The 16,706-nt window shown below is 58.8% G+C and carries 12 protein-coding genes and 2 pseudogenes; 8 read left to right on the top strand and 6 right to left on the bottom strand.

The genetic code is table 11. The annotated features are described in order from the left end of the window. Positions 1-173, bottom strand: a pseudogene (locus ACIQ17_RS08495) (MarR family transcriptional regulator); the annotation flags it as partial. A 166-nt stretch (positions 174-339) separates the two neighbouring features. Between ACIQ17_RS08495 and ACIQ17_RS08490 the strand changes: the two are divergent. Together ACIQ17_RS08490 and fghA are read left to right on the top strand one after the other, a co-directional pair. Then, a complete protein-coding gene (locus ACIQ17_RS08490; RefSeq protein ID WP_398467388.1) occupies positions 340-1,467 on the top strand; it encodes an S-(hydroxymethyl)glutathione dehydrogenase/class III alcohol dehydrogenase in 1,128 nt (375 codons plus the stop codon). Between the two features lie 31 nt (positions 1,468-1,498). Then, positions 1,499-2,338 carry an S-formylglutathione hydrolase gene (gene fghA, locus ACIQ17_RS08485; RefSeq protein WP_398467386.1) on the top strand — a complete coding sequence of 280 codons (840 nt, stop codon included), beginning with the start codon at positions 1,499-1,501 and terminating at the stop codon, positions 2,336-2,338. Positions 2,339-3,250: 912 nt separating this feature from the next. Here the strand turns inward: fghA and ACIQ17_RS08480 are convergent. Both ACIQ17_RS08480 and ACIQ17_RS08475 read right to left on the bottom strand, forming a co-directional pair. Next, positions 3,251-4,342: a hypothetical protein gene (locus ACIQ17_RS08480; RefSeq protein WP_398467384.1), complete on the bottom strand. Its 1,092-nt coding sequence runs from the start codon at positions 4,340-4,342 to the stop codon at positions 3,251-3,253. Between the two features lie 230 nt (positions 4,343-4,572). Continuing rightward, positions 4,573-5,343, bottom strand: coding sequence for a hypothetical protein (locus ACIQ17_RS08475; RefSeq protein ID WP_398467382.1), 771 nt, complete (start codon positions 5,341-5,343; stop codon positions 4,573-4,575). A 95-nt stretch (positions 5,344-5,438) separates the two neighbouring features. Here ACIQ17_RS08475 and ACIQ17_RS08470 point away from each other — a divergent pair, with 95 nt between their 5' ends. Continuing rightward, entirely contained in the window at positions 5,439-6,380 is a 942-nt protein-coding gene (locus ACIQ17_RS08470) for a hypothetical protein (RefSeq protein ID WP_398467380.1), read from the top strand. Here the strand turns inward: ACIQ17_RS08470 and ACIQ17_RS08465 are convergent, their stop codons facing one another. Next, positions 6,381-7,301 carry a hypothetical protein gene (locus ACIQ17_RS08465; RefSeq protein WP_398467378.1) on the bottom strand — a complete coding sequence of 307 codons (921 nt, stop codon included), beginning with the start codon at positions 7,299-7,301 and terminating at the stop codon, positions 6,381-6,383. Positions 7,302-7,440: 139 nt separating this feature from the next. Here ACIQ17_RS08465 and ACIQ17_RS08460 point away from each other — a divergent pair, with 139 nt between their 5' ends. Together ACIQ17_RS08460 and chrA are read left to right on the top strand one after the other, a co-directional pair. Further along, positions 7,441-10,089 (top strand): hypothetical protein, encoded by a 2,649-nt coding sequence (locus tag ACIQ17_RS08460; RefSeq protein WP_398467376.1) that lies wholly within the window; start codon positions 7,441-7,443, stop codon positions 10,087-10,089. A gap of 368 nt (positions 10,090-10,457) precedes the next feature. Next, positions 10,458-11,657 (top strand): chromate efflux transporter, encoded by a 1,200-nt coding sequence (chrA, locus tag ACIQ17_RS08455; RefSeq protein ID WP_398467390.1) that lies wholly within the window; start codon positions 10,458-10,460, stop codon positions 11,655-11,657. 285 nt (positions 11,658-11,942) lie between these two features. On the opposite strand, the pseudogene ACIQ17_RS08450 reads toward chrA, so the two are convergent. Both ACIQ17_RS08450 and ACIQ17_RS08445 read right to left on the bottom strand, forming a co-directional pair. Next, positions 11,943-12,208 (bottom strand): annotated as a pseudogene (locus tag ACIQ17_RS08450) (transposase); the annotation flags it as partial. A 222-nt stretch (positions 12,209-12,430) separates the two neighbouring features. Beyond that, positions 12,431-13,354, bottom strand: a complete 924-nt coding sequence (locus ACIQ17_RS08445; protein WP_398467374.1) for a LysR family transcriptional regulator — start codon at positions 13,352-13,354, stop codon at positions 12,431-12,433. Positions 13,355-13,497: 143 nt separating this feature from the next. On the opposite strand from ACIQ17_RS08445, the gene ACIQ17_RS08440 reads away from it, so the two are divergent. Genes ACIQ17_RS08440 through ACIQ17_RS08430 form a run of 3 tightly spaced genes read left to right on the top strand, consistent with a single transcriptional unit; the run spans position 13,498 to position 16,704 of the window. Continuing rightward, on the top strand, positions 13,498-15,147 hold the full coding sequence (locus ACIQ17_RS08440) for a long-chain-fatty-acid--CoA ligase (protein ID WP_398467372.1): 1,650 nt from the start codon (positions 13,498-13,500) through the stop codon (positions 15,145-15,147). Further along, positions 15,137-15,532 (top strand): Zn-ribbon domain-containing OB-fold protein, encoded by a 396-nt coding sequence (locus ACIQ17_RS08435; protein ID WP_398467370.1) that lies wholly within the window; start codon positions 15,137-15,139, stop codon positions 15,530-15,532. The genes ACIQ17_RS08440 and ACIQ17_RS08435 overlap by 11 nt, the downstream gene beginning before the upstream one ends. After that, on the top strand, positions 15,532-16,704 hold the full coding sequence (locus tag ACIQ17_RS08430) for an acetyl-CoA acetyltransferase (RefSeq protein WP_398467368.1): 1,173 nt from the start codon (positions 15,532-15,534) through the stop codon (positions 16,702-16,704). The genes ACIQ17_RS08435 and ACIQ17_RS08430 overlap by 1 nt, the downstream gene beginning before the upstream one ends. Positions 16,705-16,706 lie beyond the last annotated feature (2 nt).

Here is a 16,706-nt window from a genome sequence, read left to right as displayed (position 1 = left end):
CGCTGCGCGGGAATGTCCTTTTCGATGGCGAGCAGAGAAAGAATCCGCCATTCCGTCACGCCGACCCCGAAGTGATGCCGATAGGTTTGGGACGCGCCGTGCGAGAGCTTGTTGGTAACGAACGTCATCAACGCCGGAACGTAGCGGTCGAGATTTAATCGGATCTTGGCCATTGCTTGCTTTTTTAGCTTCAGGGCTGGAGCCACACCTTAACCATTGGTTCGGTGAATGGAAGGACCAAGCGATCGTAAGACTTCATCAAGCGCACAGCGAATCGCTCTATTCCGCTGCGCCCTAGCAGCGCTCGCTCGCCTAAGAATGCAGTAAGGAGACTGAACTATGAAGACGCGTGCAGCCGTGGCCGTTGCGCCAGGCAAACCTCTTGAGATCATGACCGTGGACCTCGAAGGACCGCGGGAGGGCGAGGTTCTTGTGGAGATGAAGGCCACGGGGATATGCCATACGGACGAATTCACGCTCTCCGGCGCAGATCCCGAGGGATTGTTTCCAGCGATCCTCGGACATGAGGGCGCCGGCGTGGTTGTCGATGTCGGCAAAGGAGTGTCGGAGCTGAAAAAGGGCGATCATGTCATTCCGCTCTATACGCCGGAATGCCGTCAGTGCCCTTCCTGTCTTTCACGCAAGACCAATCTCTGTACTTCGATCCGTGCGACCCAGGGGCAAGGATTGATGCCGGACGGGACGAGCCGCTTCTCGATCGGCAAGGACAAGATTCACCACTATATGGGGTGCTCAACGTTTTCCAATTTCACGGTCCTTCCCGAAATCGCCCTCGCCAAGGTCGACCCGAACGCGCCCTTCGATAAGATCTGTTACATCGGATGCGGGGTCACCACAGGGATCGGCGCAGTCATCAACACTGCGAAGGTGGAATCAGGCTCGACCGCAGTCGTATTCGGACTCGGAGGCATCGGCCTCAACGTTATTCAGGGCCTTCGACTCGTCGGCGCCGATATTATCATCGGGGTAGATGTGAACAACGACAAGCGTGAGTGGGGTGAACGCTTCGGCATGACCCACTTCGTCAATCCGCGCGAAATCGGTTCGGACATCGTCCTTTATCTGGTGAATCTGACGAAGCGCGGTGCCGATCAGATTGGAGGCGCGGATTACACCTTCGATTGCACGGGCAACGTGACTGTCATGCGGCAGGCGCTTGAATGTGCGCACCGCGGCTGGGGGCAGTCGATCGTGATCGGTGTCGCGGGTGCCGGGCAGGAAATCGCGACACGGCCGTACCAACTCGTCACTGGGCGGGTATGGAAAGGCTCAGCATTCGGGGGCGCACGGGGGCGGACGGACGTGCCGAAGATTGTAGACTGGTACATGGCGGGCAAGATTGAGATCGATCCCATGATCACGCACACGCTGTCTTTGGACGAGATTAACCGAGGCTTTGATCTGATGCACGAAGGCAAGTCGATCCGCAGCGTCGTCGTATATTGATTGGAGGGCCGAGCGCCACGTGGAGAACTCGATGATGAAAAAAATATTTACGTTCAGGAGCCATGGTGGCGAACAGGCGCTCTACCGCCATCCCAGCACATCGACTGGCACGGACATGGAGTTTTCCGTATTCGTGCCGGGGTCTTGGAGAGAACGACCCATGCCGGTTGTTTATTATCTGTCCGGCCTGACCTGCACGTCTGCGAACGTGACTGAGAAGGGAGAATTTCGGCGTGCATGCGCCGAGCTTGGCCTTGTGTTTGTGGCACCTGACACAAGCCCGCGAGGCGCCGGCGTTCCCGGCGACCCGGACAATGCCTATGATTTCGGTCTCGGCGCGGGCTTCTACGTCGATGCCACGCAAGCCCCGTATTCGTCCAACTATAGAATGTGGTCGTACGTGACGGAGGAACTGCCAGAGCTGATTGCAGCCAGCTTTCCGGTCGACAATGCCCGCTGCGGGGTGATGGGACACTCAATGGGCGGGCACGGCGCACTTATTGCCGCTTTGCGGTGTCCGGACCGCTACCGCTCGGTAAGCGCATTTGCGCCGATTGTTTCTCCTTCGTCTGTGCCATGGGGCCACAAAGCGTTTGGAGGCTATCTGGGCAACGATCGCGCGGCGTGGCAGCAGTACGATGCAGTGCAGCTGATTGCAAGCGGCGCACGCGTGCCCAAAATTCTGGTCGACCAGGGTGCGGCTGATACATTCCTGGACACGCAGCTGCGGCCTCAGCTCTTGGAAGCAGCCTGCCAGACAGCGGGAATCGAACTGAACCTGCGTCGGCGGGAAGGTTACGACCACAGTTATTATTTCATCTCTTCATTTATGTCCGAGCATCTCAAATGGCACGCGGAGCAGCTTGTGTGATGACTGCATCATCGGTCCATCGGGTCATTTGGTCGATTTCGCGTGTCGATACCCGCTTCCGCCAGGCGGCCGAAATCTGGCGGATCGGATTGGCGTCAACACCTCGCGATGGTTGATTACTGCAGCGGTCATCGATCTTGACGCAGGGAAGGGAGCGCTCCTCCGAGACATTGCCGCCTACCCCCATGCTGACACAGCTCGTCTCGTCCGCGACGCGAAGGCGTTGGAGTCGGGAGGTCACGTGATCTGCAAAACGTCGCTTTCGCGAGCTGGCGACACGCTTCTAGCGCTCTCTGCTACGGCAAAAGCCCAAGTCTCGCCTTATGAACAAGCACTTGAGGCCTCTCGTGAAGAGATGTTCGGCAACGCTGACGGGACGGTCCTAAACGCTTTGCAGACACAGCTCGCCGCGATCGACGAACGTCTTCTGGCTATGATACGGAAGCTCGCAACGGATGCAAAGTCGTCGATAGGCAATGCCAATCGCTCACGCTGAACGAGTGTTCGCGCGCCCGCCGCACGCTTAGACAACGCCAGTCGTTTGCAAAGCGTGCCGCCTTGCTTGCGCACTGCAGATGAAACGAGCAATCAGCCTCGCTGTCGAGCGATTGGGTCCGGTCGAACTGACAGTGTATCGCTGCCCGAGAAACATCCGGGATCCACCGATCGAGACAAGCTTGCTGAGACGAGTGGATCGCGCTAACCAGGACTAAGATTGCACGCCTTACTACGGTCGGAAGCCTGTAGTGGCTATGGAAGGGGATGGCGAGACGCGCGAGTGGGCCACAGTGACCCGGCGCAGAGCCCATACCGCATCAAGAAATCGCAGCGTTCTAAACTAGTCTTCCCGCGCGCAAAGAGTTGGGCCGCTGCAGCTGCATCCATGAAAGTTGTCAGTGGCAGGAACTGTCGTCAATTTCGGCTGTCATCCACTAAGCTCGTGAGAGCGTCGTCGTCTTCTGTCGAAAGTGCGATTACCTCTGGGTGACTGTGTTCGAAGTGCGCGAATTGACGAGCAAGGTTGCGGTACCGAAAATGCCAATGAATGTTTTTCGCGAGAATGTCGCGCACAACTGACGCGCGGGCGAAGGTCAGTGCGGCGTTGGACTCGCTTCCCTCTCCGCAGCCAAGCATGCTGGTTGCCAGGTGCTGCAGCCACCGGTCCAACTTCACCATCTCTTGTGTCCGACGGAAGATCGCGTCAATAGTGATGGCTGCACGATCGAGTTGGACGGATTCTCCAATAATTTCGATTGTCGGAACGTCGGCCTGCATCCGATGCGCCGCGGCTTTCGCAGCATCGTGCATGTGGGGCATCCAGAAAGATCCATCAGCAAAGGATTCCTGGACGCGGAACTCGTCCTGATCGCCGGGTGGGTCGATACCCAACTGCCGTGGGTCGATGGCACGGTCTGCGCCTACACTCGCTATCTGAATCTCCCACGTTCTCGCGCGGCCACGGTGGTTTTTCAGATAGACGGGCTCGCCGCCGCGAACGTAGAGGCGTTCTTCCACGATGAGGAAATTCTCGAAGATCTTTCGTTGCACGCGTGCAGCTGCGATGTCGATTTCATCGAACGACACGCTTCGGACGGCGGGGCGCTGCACGATTTCCGCGTTCATTCCGGCAGGCAGCAAGGCGAGGATGTCCTCTCCTCCCTCGGCGAGCGTCTCGACGAGCCGATCGATGGTGCTCACCGCATATCGGGAAGCGCTGTGGATGTCGCGCCACGGCCACCAGAGCTTGTCGGCGTGGCGGACGAGTTCGATGTCGGCGCGTTCCTGGAACCAAGCCTTTCCGATCTTTGCTCGCGGCCAAGTGAACCTGACCGGCGCGTCGGCTGGATAGTGCAGACGATAGGCCGGAATGACGTCGGCCTTTTCGACTACAGAGATTGCCGCGGTCGTTTCGCCTTTCACTAGCAGTGTGCGCTCATTGCGGCTTCCTTTCGGAACGCACGTCAAGCGATAGGGATAGGTGACACGGACGGCTCGCACATTCATGAGTCTGCTCCTGTGGACGTGGAGTGCTAGATCTGGTCCGTGTGGTTGCGCACGATGCTGATGATTGCATCGATCCGGGATTGCGTCCGTCGGAACTTTGGCTTGGTCGGATATTCGTCGGGTCCGCTTCATCACGAGGCCGTTTCTCCTTTCGGGGGGGGGGGGCGGCCGTATGGTGTGAGGACCTTTGGGCAGGCGACGATCAGAGCGACTGAACATGCGAAGTACCATCAGGCTGCTTCCTCGGCATCGTGAGATACGTGATGAAATCCGCAGCTCATTGCCAGAGCATCGAGACGCTTAAGCATGCGAACTTTCTGCTTCAGCAGGCGCTCGAGGATGTCGACGTTCTCGCAGTGAGGCCCTTCCGAGGTCGGGGTGATCAACGTGTCCATGCGAGCGCAGAGCGAAAGAAGCCCGTTCACTGCCGTTTCGAGAGGATCGCGGTCCGGCGTGCGAGCCATGACCAGCTGCTGCAACGACAATCCCATCTGCTCGGCCAACGCGTTCAGAGCTTTCGTTTGGCAGGCCGGCATGTGAGAGATGATGTCTCCCACACGTTCGAGCTTCGTTCGTTTCTTGTAGATGGACATACGACGAACCGGTGGCGCTTGCGCGAGATCGAAGTCAGGTTCGGTATGCGTATCGCGAGCGAAAGCGATCACCCTTTCCCCGCCAGCCGTCGGCGTCGGGTCGATCAGTTGACCGTCAGGTGTTGACCACACCACGTGATGCGCCGCCGTCAACACGTACGCGGAAGCCCAAGCCACGCGGCCAACGACCGGGGAGCCCCCGACATCCCGCACGGCTCGCAGAACGTTCTCCGCATTTCGCCCTTCCTTAGCTCCCGCGCGTGGGCGTACCGGGACCAACTCGAGCTCAGAGTCGCCGTGAGGCGACGTGAATTCGGCGATCTCCGCGGTCAAGACCGCCGGAGTCGTTTCGAAACCAGGCGCCCTCGCAAATTCCCGGTTGCGAATCGATTGTGAAGAGGTGGTCATGACGTTACCGCGTCCAATGTAATTGTGGTGTCCAACCGTCGTGGTGTCCACTACATTGCAGGTCGATGACGTCTGTTCAATGTCGAGATAAGTATATGGGTAATGATCCGCTCCCGAATTTGGTAGAATTTGACCGGATTCGAGCGCAGCTGCAGCGTGAAGGTCATCCTGATCGGACATGGTATGACCTCGCGCGTGCATTGGAGGAGTTGTTCGAGATCGCCCGAGCGAATGGCCTGCACGCCGATGCGCGGGTACGTGTCTTGGCCGAGGACGCGTCGAAACTATCTTGGGCGATCCTCAGCCGTTACCTGTCCGCGACGCGACGCATCCGCGCCATCACCGTTTTCGAAGGTGTTGCATTGGACGACGTCCTTTCGTTCGGCTTCAATGCTGTCGAAGCTGCTGTGCGACTGTACGATCGGGACCGCCAGTCTGGTTTGACCGCTCTGCGCGACTTACGCCTCGGCCGTCAAACGCTCGCAGGAGTGAGGCGCTCCCTGGAGCTTGCTCGAGCCGGCAACGCAGACGAGTCGGAAGTGAGCAAATCGCGTTTGCTCAGGAAGCGAGCTCTTGAACTCAAGGGAGCCGAGACGGCTGTGCACCAGGATAACGCAAAGCTGTTCTCGGTCGAGTGCGAAATCACGCGGCGACCGCGCCTGTCGTTTTTCAAGCAGCTTGGGATCGAGGCGCGCGTCGAAGGACGGCTCGTCGGTGGCGCCAACATCTACGCGCAGGATGCAGCTTTGCGATCAGACCGATTCGATAGCGATCTGCCTGCGGCGATGCTTCTCGCACGTTTTCACCCCCGCTTCTATCTGATCTTTTCTCAGGGAACAGACAAGAACGTAGTCGATCGCGCCACGAGCGCATTGAAAGCATTTGGATCTGCAAACGTCGGCGTCGCCCTCCAACAAAAGGCGACACTTCAACTGATCAGAAAACCCACAATGGACCTAGTTCAACCCGACGATTACGAAGGATTGCGTGACCGATTGCTCGCGGAGGGGAAGACGGGGCGAGTCCGTGAAAATTGATTAAAATTTGCAATATACGACGCGCCGCATGGACGAAATTTGCCCGCGCTCGATCTCGTTCTTGCCGCGTCTGCCCGAGTTTACGGCGACAGTGTCGCGTCCTTCATAGAGAAGCTTGCCGAGTAACGCTTTTTTCGCGTCTGTCCGAGGCGACACTTGGAATATCGCGACGTAATCGCCTCTGCGCGGCTCCGAAAATTCGTCGATGTAGATCGTCTGCCCCTTCTCGAAGCGGGGAGCATTCGAATTGTCGAGGATCAGATACGGTGTGCATTGAGTGAGTCCATCGGGATCGGGCGTCGCGGGTGGAAGGACGATCCAATTCAAGCGCGTGTCTGAAGTTCGAGGCGACGAAACTTCGAATGCTCTATCGAGTTTATAGGGAGCGGCGCCGGGAGGGGCCCAATGAATGGTCGTCGCCTCGAATTTAGCGAGCCGTGCGATTGAACTTTCAATACCAGTTCCCAAGTTGCGACTATGCACGCCGTTGCCAGCCACAAGATCTGGAAGATCGATTTCAAGCACGCGAGAAAGCGCGACAATCTGATCCGCTCTGAAACTGTAGCGTTTCTCCGCCACGTTCACGACAATTGCTGAGAAGGCTTCCGCGTCCGGATCGCCACAGGCGAGATCCGCGGAAAAATCGGTCGTCGCCAGCATCCAGCTTGCGAGTGTCAAGCTGACGGCGTCTTTCACCTTCGTCGTTCGCAGGCGGAGTACTGCTTCCTTGTAGGGCTCGCCTGCTCCGTGCGGGATCACGGAGAAAAAGCCGCGTGTCAGAGCTTCCTCCGCGATTGAAAGCGCCCTTTCACCCTTAATCACCCTCGTGATCGCGCCGTTATCGACGCCAAGGTAGCCAGCCAGCGCCGACTTGGGCAGGCGCGTGCGTTCAAATTCCGTCTCCATCCATTTCTGTGCCATGCTCATGCCTCCAAACTTCATCAACCGGGTACTACCCTCAAGCACCGCGTTAACCATCGCGTTTGATTAGGCTTCTAACCGCGGAATGAAGGATATAATCACAATTGCCAAATGGAATGCCAAACACAAGAGATTTCTGATGACAGATGATGCGTCCTGGTTCGATGACGCGATGGCCTTGATCCTCGCGGACGTCGTCGAATTGGTGGAGAGCCCATCAATCATGCCGGACGGTACCGTTTTGTCAGAGGTGTCCGGCAAAGCCCCGGGGGCTCACACACGCGGTCCAAACAAGCGCCGGTCGAGTGGCCAGCGCTGGACCCCGGAAGAAATCGAAGCTGAGAGTGGCAAACTCGCAAAATACCTTAGGGAGCAGGTGGCGCTGTTGGGTGGCGTTCCGTCGTCCGAAGCACGTCCCGACAAGCCGTCTACGACGAAGATCGCTGCCGATCTGAAAATTCCTCGGTGCCAGCTTTCTTCGAGCGAGGGCAAGCTCCGCAAGGTGCTGGACGATTTCGTGAAATCGTATGGCTTGCAGTCGTTCGCCCGGAGGCCGGCCTCGAACGAGCTCATCGCATTTTTCGGAGTGCTCGAAGAGAGCGGGGAGTTTGTCCCGTCGAAAAACGGCAAGCCGAACATGGCGGCGATCGCACGTCGCGCCGGCATGCACTCCGCCTGCACCTTGACCAAAGAGGGGCATCCGGATCGCAAGCTGGTCTTGGAGAAGTTCGAAGAGCTCGGAGCAGGTACGGAAGATCGAAAGCGGGCGGGAGCGCTCGTGCTGGGGGAACTGCTCTCGGAGCTGGAAGGACGCAAACCTCGGCCTGAACTCGCCCTCTTTTCACAAAGCCTGCCTAAGATGCGCTCGGCGATAAGGGGGGTCATCGCAGTTGAGGAACTCGGTGCCGAGGCCCCTGCGGCCGAAGCGCTGGCAAACGCACGCGAGAGGGCGGAAAAGCCGGATCTCAAGAGCCGTCTGGCTGCATGCATCAACGCTCTTGGACGGATCGAAGAGAGCGGGCTCCCGCCGTTGTTCGCAGATCGCTTGGCATTTCTGTGCCGCCGCGCAAACATCAAGCCGCACACGCTGTTCTGGCAAACGGGCATCGAATGGGCGGGCCACGAGTGGTTGAGCGGTCGCTCCGTGCCTGACCGCTTCATGGGCTACGGACCGGTTCGAGCCTTGGAAGAGGCGATCGCCAAGCGAACGCCGTGCCCTCCGGGAACTCTGTGGAAAAGCGTCCGATATCGCGCTAGTGCAACCGGTAAGATTCCGCCCGAGTACTGGCCGTCCGAAATCGAGCAGGACGTCGGTATCAGGAAGGAGATCAGGTTTCTCCTGGCGGATGACATCCTGGTTCTCCCGGAAGACGAGCGCCGCATGATCTTTTTGTGGGCTTACGGCATTGTCCTCACCAAGCGCGCGCTCACCGTTGACGAAAATCACGCGACTAACTGCGCGGACCCGTACCGCTATAGGTCGTCTCAGTGGGATGACGCGCTTATCGGAGACTGGGAGCGACTGCTGCAGTTTCATACGAGCAAGCGTCAGATCGATGACAGTGGTGACAAAGATCGGCGTTGGGCGCAGGGAACCCGCGAACGCAATATGACATTCGTGGAGAAGCTGATGGGGGTCATCCGACGAAGTCGGCCGAGCTTTGCCGAAGCGGATTTCACGCTCGCGTTCTTCGCGATACCGAAATTCCTGGCCGACACCGTCGAATTCGCACGAATGCGGCGGTCGCGCGTGGCAACTCCGACATTTCCCGACGGGATCGAGCCGTACGGAGCCGAAGACATACTGATCTACGTCTTTGCAAAGACGATGGTGGCAAAAGGCGGCTTTCTTCGCCAGCGACCGGACTTCTACGACCGCCTGAACCCGGAAGCGCGAGAAGCTTTGGATGCTGATTTTCCGCAGTGCGCCGGCGACTGGGACGCCATCTGCGAAGCCGTGAAGATCAGATATGCCGAGCGTATCGCAAGCCTTGACAACTGGATCGTCGACGAGGCCCCCCTTCGGGGCGCCCAGAAGATGCGTGTTTCGTCAATTCTCAAAAGCGATCTGGACGATTTCCGAAATGCTTTCGGAGATATCCTCTCGGCGAAGCTTGCGAAATGCGAGCCGGGCTATCGCGCCTGGGCATACGCTGTCCAGAACCTCGTCTACCATGAAATGGTGGCGCAGTTTCCTCACCGGTCACGCGCCATCGTCGAGACGACCTATCTGTCGAACAATTCTGGCGGGTTGAGATACGTCGACGGCGCATGGTGGTGGTTCGTGCATTGTTCGTCGATGAAGAACGGCCGGAAGAGCGGCAATTTCAAGGACCATGAGTGGTTTGAAGGCAAACTCGATGATACGAACGGGCTCTACGACGCGCTTCGGGAATATACGCGGACGGGCGGCGCACGAGATTGGCTTCTCAACGGGAAGTCGTCCGACAGCCTGTTCCTGACACGAAGCAAGGCCCCTGAGCTGAACGCTCAGAAGCTCTACAGCAAGGTCCAAGCTTCCAGCCTCTTCGTTCTGTACCAGATCGTCGATGCCCGTTGGGCCGAGGCGCGCGACTTCGGCGTCCACCGGGAACGCCAGTTCGTCTTCAATAAGGGATTGGCCGGGCTGGACCCGAAAAGCTTCGAACAGGAGTTTCTGGAGAAGTGCAGGCTGCTGGCCATCAGCGAGCGCGTGGCCGACAACCACTATCTGGTGGCATCGCCGGGCATCCGAGCAAGTGGTGTGGTCAAGCGGATGTCCAGTGACCGTGCCAAGAAGCGGAAGTGATCTTGCACGCAAAACTCGAAGCCGGACGTTTGACCGTCATTTGATGCGGCTGACCGAGATCGCCGTTGGGGCAGCAATAACTAGGTAATGGGTGGCCGTTGTAGTTCATATCCCAATTGCCCGACAGCAAAATCAATAAGTTAGTGCCTCCAATTTCGAATGGAGCGATGCAGTCGATCAGCTTGGAAAAGCTCTGAAACAGGCATCCGGAAGCAGATTTATACGAAGGTTGCTGCCACCGCGTCAACGGCAGGGTGGTTACCTGACCGACAGATACAGCGAGCGCAGAGAGGCTGTCGCAGCCGTCGAAAATCGCTTGAGCGTAAAGGATGCAACATAATCTCGGTATTGGAGATTCCGCTTGTCGGATGATCGGGAATGGAACGGCCGTAGAGATTAACGCAAGAAAGGGAATTTTTTTTGAGGTCTTTCTCGTCTTCTTGAAATTGGGCCTGACTTCCTTCGGCGGACCGGTGGCACACTTAGGCTACTTCCGGTCTGAAATCGTCGAGAAGCGGAAGTGGCTCAGCGAGAGCAATTACGCGGACATTGTCGCTCTCTGCCAGTTCTTGCCGGGTCCTGCATCCAGCCAAGTCGGTATAGCGATCGGGATGTCGCGCGGCGAATGGCGGGGCGCTCTCGCGGCTTGGACTGCATTCACGCTGCCATCGGCGCGGGCTCTCTACCTCTTTGCGCAAGCAATGGCTGCGGCCAGCGGAGGCTCAAGCGGCGGATGGCTTCATGGCCTGAAGGTCGCCGCAGTCGCCGTGGTGGCGCTTGCCATATTGGGGATGGCCCGGACTCTGACGCCAGACCGGATACGGGCATCGGTCGCCGCTATGGCAATGGTCGCGGCTTTCGTGCTGCCGTCCGCATGGGGGCAGATCGGTGGCATCGTCCTGGGGGCGCTCTTCGGGATGACGTTTCTGAAGGGCGACATGCCATCAGCCGCTGCGGCTCTTCCGCTTGCGATCAGCAGGCGGGTCGGCGCAGTCCTCTTGTTCACCTTCTTCGCGCTCCTGTTGGGCCTCCCCTTGATCGCGGCGATGCTTAAGAGCCGGGACTTGGCTCTGTTCGACACCTTCTATCGAGTAGGGGCGCTCGTATTCGGCGGTGGCCACGTCGTGCTCCCCCTTCTGAAGGCAGAGGTCGTGCCGCACTTCGTCAGTGAAAACGATTTTCTGACGGGTTATGGAGCGGCTGAGGCCGTGCCGGGACCACTGTTCACATTCGCTGCCTACATCGGCTCTGCGGTTGGAGGCTGGAAGGCAGCTGTCGTCTGCACAGTCGCGATCTTCCTGTCGTCTTTCCTGATCGTGCTGAGTGCGCTCCCGTTTTGGAATGACCTACGCAATCATCCTTCGGCGCGAGCGGCGTTGAACGGGGCTAATGCCGCTGTAGTAGGGCTTCTCTTGGCGGCATTTTACGATCCGGTATGGAGCGCCGGCATAACGAATCGAACAGACTTCGCCTTGAGGATTGCTGCATCCCTGCTTCTCTTCTGCTGGAAGACACCGCCATGGTTAGTGGTCATGCTGTGCGGCGTTGCTGGCCAAGTCTTCATGTGAAGCGATCACAATCCGTAAGATCGCGCCGGGCGAACCCACTCAAGTCGGGGAAACCTATTAGATGTCGAATAAGACGAGGCCATTGTCTGCTTATGGCGGATTGTGTTGAAGAAGTCGGCAAGTTGGCTATCGGCGCGTGCATACTGAAACGGCACGCGAGCGTCTGCCCCAGTTCAGATGGCATTAGAGCCGGTGGTGGGATCAGTTTTGCCAGCTTTCGAAGGTTCTGAGCGATGGCTGCAAAAGGAATTCGTCGCGAGCACCGCAAAGGCCTCTCAGACGTAGCCGATAAACGAGGTTCAGGTGGCCTCGTTGCACAATCGACGCTCCGACCGATACCATAGCAATAGCCGACCAGCAGCGTCCGGACGAACAGCTCAGGATTGATCGAAGGTCGTCCGGTCGAATTGTAGAATCGCGCCCACGCTTCAAATGACCCGCAGATCGACGACCCGGCCGATCTTCTGCAACATGTGAACGACTGGTACGCGTCGCTCAAGCGAGAACTCGTAGAACAGAGCCGCTTGATCAGTCCGTTTTGGACCCATCATCAATTAAGTCGCCGCTGATATCGCGAGTGAATCAGCAATGCCGCTCCGCTTCATTGGGGACTTTTCAACACAATCGACGCAAAGAAGAAATTTTACTTAGAGAATTCCTGCATCGTACCGACACGAGATGTTGGTGTCGGGATCGACGTCTCCCCCGAAGATACTAGAAAGAACGATCGTTGAGCACATGGCTTCGATCTGCGACTATTCCAATCCGATCGTTCAGCTTTCGGGGCGCCCCGATGTGAAGTCGCTGGACCGGGCAACGAACCGATAAATGAAGTCGAGAAAGATCCGGCTCCGGCGACTGATGGAGCGATGACCGGGAATGACTGCAGTTGCGGTCAGCGGCGGGCCGTGCCATTCGGGAAACAGGCGGACGACGCGACCACTGCGCAGGTCGCTTTGGCAGAGCGCATCGTTCAGCATCCCAATTCCCGCGCCACCCACCACGAGCTCGCGGAGCAGGCCGATATTGGCGACGATCGCGTGCCATTTCGGTTCGACATCGCGTTGTCGGCGTCGTTGCGACAGCGACCAGACCCGGTTGTCGCGCTGCAGATCCGTCACAAGGCAGCGGTGGTTCAGTAAATCCTCCAGAGACTGCGGCGTGCCATGCTGGCGCAGATAGGCCGGCGATGCGAACAGGCCCCGACCGAGCGAGGTCAGTCTCTTCCTTACCATGCGTGTGCTGGGAAGCTCGCGCAGGACAATTGCAATCTCGCAGCCATCGCGCGCAAAATCGACCGACCCGTCATTCGTCTGAATCTCCAGAACGACATCTGGATGAGCGACCATGAAGGCTGCTGCGGCACGGCCAAGCCATGCCTGGCCGAATTCGGAGGGGACGCTAAGGCGCAGTGAACCACGCAGCCCCGTTCGTATTTCGACGGCAAACTCCTGGGCCGCTTTCGCTTCCGCAGATATGCGCTGAGCATGCTCTAGCATGCCGTGGCCCAGCGGCGTCGGCGAAAGTCGCCGCGAGGTTCGCTCCAGCAACGGGCCGCCGATTTCCTGCTCGAATGCCGCGAGGCGGCGGCTGATCGTCGGGATGGAAAGGTGAGTTTCCGCGGCAGCTCGTGTGAGGCTTCCTGCCTTGGCGATGGCCTGAAAAAGCATCAAGGCGTTCAGATCGAGGGCACTCATTGCAATAGTTCCGTGCATCGTGGAGCGCAGATGAAAAGATATGAAAACAATGTTTGCAGATCTTGTCATCGTTGATATCGATCAATCTGCACTATCGTGACAGTCACGTGAAGCCGCAAAGGTCGGCAAACTGGATTGGCTGCATGATCAAATCGCGTCCTTTTTCATTCGTTGCGCCGAACGTCCCACTTGATCGGAATTTGACATTCGCGGCGGAGCGATATGCAGAGCAGCCAGCGGTTCACTTCGGTGGCCGTACGCTGTCGTTTCGCGAGGTCGATGATGAGGTGAACAAGCTGTGCGGCTGGCTGCAGAAGAAGGCGGGCCTGCGTCAGGGTGATCGCGTGGCGCTGTTCATGCAGAACAGCCCGCAATGGCTTATTTCATTCTATGCGACACTCCGGGCCGGTGGGGTCGTCGTTCCTGTCAGCCCGATGAACCGCGCCAGCGAGTTGACGCACTATTTACGCGACAGTGGCGCTTCCGTGCTCATCGTGGCAGGCGATCTGCTGGCTACCGCAAAGGAGGTCGCCGATGCCGCCGGTGTCGCGCATGTACTCGTTGTGAGCTATGCGGACTACCTCGATACTGAATCTGCGAGCGGCTTGCCCGCATGGCTGACAACGGCACATGCAGCCGTAAACGGTAGCGTCACTTGGCGCGAGGCGCTGGATCTGGAGCTGGCGCACGATGCGCTTCGGATCGATCCCGACGATATTTGCGCGCTACCCTATACGTCTGGATCGACCGGTGGTCCGAAAGCATGCATTCATACGCATCGCAGCCTGATGCACACGGCGGCGGGCATGACGTACTGGCATGGCCTGCTTCCTGGTGACGTCGCGCTCGGCGCTGCTCCGATGTATCACGTCTCCGGGCTTTGCCACGCTGTAACCAGCCCGATCTTTGCCGGAGCGGCCATCGCGATTATTCCGCGATGGGACCGCACGATGGTCATCGAGGCCATCGAGAAATATGGCGTTACGCATGCCTCGCTGCCGCCGACAGCGATCATCGATCTGCTGAGTGCGCCCGACATCGCAGAGCGCAAACTGTCCACGATCCGGCGTGTCAGTTCGGGCGGCGCGGCTATGCCTGAGGCTGTCTGGGCGCGGCTTAAGGAATTGCTCGGCGTCACATTCCTCGAAGCCTACGGCATGACCGAAACTGCCGCCACAACGCATCTGAATCCGCCGGAGGCACCGCGGGCACGTTGTCTCGGAATTCCCTTCTTCGGAACGCGCTCGCTGATCGTCGATCCGGAAACGCTCGAGGAAGTTCCGGTAGGCGAGGCAGGTGAGATCGTGATCTGTGGCCCGCAACTTTTTCAGGGATACTGGAATAGGTCGGAAGATACCGAGAAAGCCTTCATCACGGTCGGAGGACGCCGATATCTGCGTTCCGGCGACATCGGCTACACCGACAACGATGGCTATTTCTACATGACCGATCGGGCCAAGCGCATGATCAATGCGTCGGGCTTGAAGGTCTGGCCGACAGAGGTCGAGAGCGTCCTGTATGCGCACCCCGGCGTGCTCGAAGCATGCGTCGTCGCAACTCCCGACAGCTACAGGGGAGAGACGGTCAAGGGCCTGATCGTGCGTCGAGCGGATAGCGAAGCCGCGCTCACGGAATCCGGATTGATCGCGTGGTGTCGCGAGCGCATGGCTGCCTACAAATATCCGCGCGTGATCGAATTCGTGGATGCGCTGCCGAAATCGCCAGCCGGCAAGATCCTGTGGAAGGAGCTGCAGGACAAGGAAATGAACAGGGAGACGCGCGATGGCCGATGAAATCGAGACCCATGGTCCGGAAGACGTCTATTCCCGCAATCTGGCTCAGGGCGTGTTCGCTCTCCAGACCTGCGAAGACTGCCGCGCCACGGTCTTTCCGCCGAAGCTCTGGTGTTCCGCTTGCGAGTCCGAACGCCTCTCGTGGGCGCCATGCTCCGGCGAAGGCGTCGTTTATTCCTGCACCACCGTTCGCGCGACGGAAAAAGGGCAGCGGCCATACAACGTTTCGCTAATCGAACTCGACGTCGGCGTTCGCATGATGTCGACGATCGTCGGCATCCTTCCAGACGACGTGCGCATTGGAGCGAGGGTCACGGCGCGTGTGGAGGCGTCCGACGGCGCCGGCCGGGTCGTTTTCGATCCGATCCAGACGGAGGAAGCGTGATGGTCGATCTCAAAGGCAAGGTCGCGATCACCGGCGTGGCAACTGCCGGATGCGGCGAAGCTCCCGGAATGACGGAGATCGAAATTCTCGGCGCTGCCGCGCGCGCTGCGGTTGCCGATGCCGGGTTGAAAATGGCTGATATCGACGGACTCTGCACCGCGAACCTGAATGTCGCCATGTGGCCGCTGAACGTGATCGAGTATCTGGGAATTCGTCCCAGCTTCATCGAGGGCACGAATATCGGCGGCTCTGCATTTGTCGCGCATCTGGTCCATGCGGCGCTGGCCGTTGAAGCCGGGCTCTGTCGCCATGTTCTCGTCTGTTACGGCAGCAACCAGCGAACGGGTAAGTTCGGTCGGCGCGAGCGTGGCATCGCCCGCAATACGCTAGATCCGGCGCCTTATGAACTGCCCTACAAGCCTTTCAATCCGCCGTCGTCCTATGCCCTGATTGCTGCGCGCCACATGCATCAATACGGCACGACACGGCGGCATCTGGCCGAAGTCGCGGTCGCAGCCCGAGGCTGGGCTCAACTCAATCCCGAAGCCTTCTCGCGCGATGCGCTTTCGATCGATCAGGTTCTTTCGGCCCGCATGATATCTGATCCGTTTACGGTCTTCGACTGCTGCCTGGTCACGGATGGCGGCGGCGCATTCGTTGTGAGCCGCGCGGATCGATCGAAGGATGCCCCACACAAGCCTGTCTATCTTCTGGGACATGGTGTGGCCGCATCGCACAGGACGGTGTCGTGCATGCCGGACCTCACGGTCACGCCATCCGTTGAAAGCGGGCGCCGGGCGTTTGCGATGGCGGGGTTAGCTCCGAAGGATATCGATGTCCTCCAAATCTACGATGCTTTCACCATCAATACGATCCTCGCTTTGGAAGATCTCGGGTTCTGCGGCAAGGGCGAAGGCGGGAGCTTCGTGGAAGGCGGGCGCATCGGACCCAGCGGATCGCTGCCGGTGAATACCAACGGCGGCGGGCTATCCTGCGTCCAGCCGAACATGTACGGCGCGTTCGCGACCATCGAGGCCGTTCGCCAGCTTCGCGGCGCATGCGGTCCGCGGCAAGTCAAGGGCGCCCGAACGGCGCTCGTCAACGGCAATGGTGGAAACGCAGCTGCGAGCCAATCGACCGCAATCCTTGGCGTCGAGGAAACTCTGTCATGACA

Source organism: Tardiphaga sp., assembly GCF_044340795.1.
Lineage (GTDB): Bacteria > Pseudomonadota > Alphaproteobacteria > Rhizobiales > Xanthobacteraceae > Tardiphaga.
The sequence above is the reverse complement of the archived record's forward strand: the minus strand, read 5'-3'. Positions and strand labels throughout refer to the sequence as shown.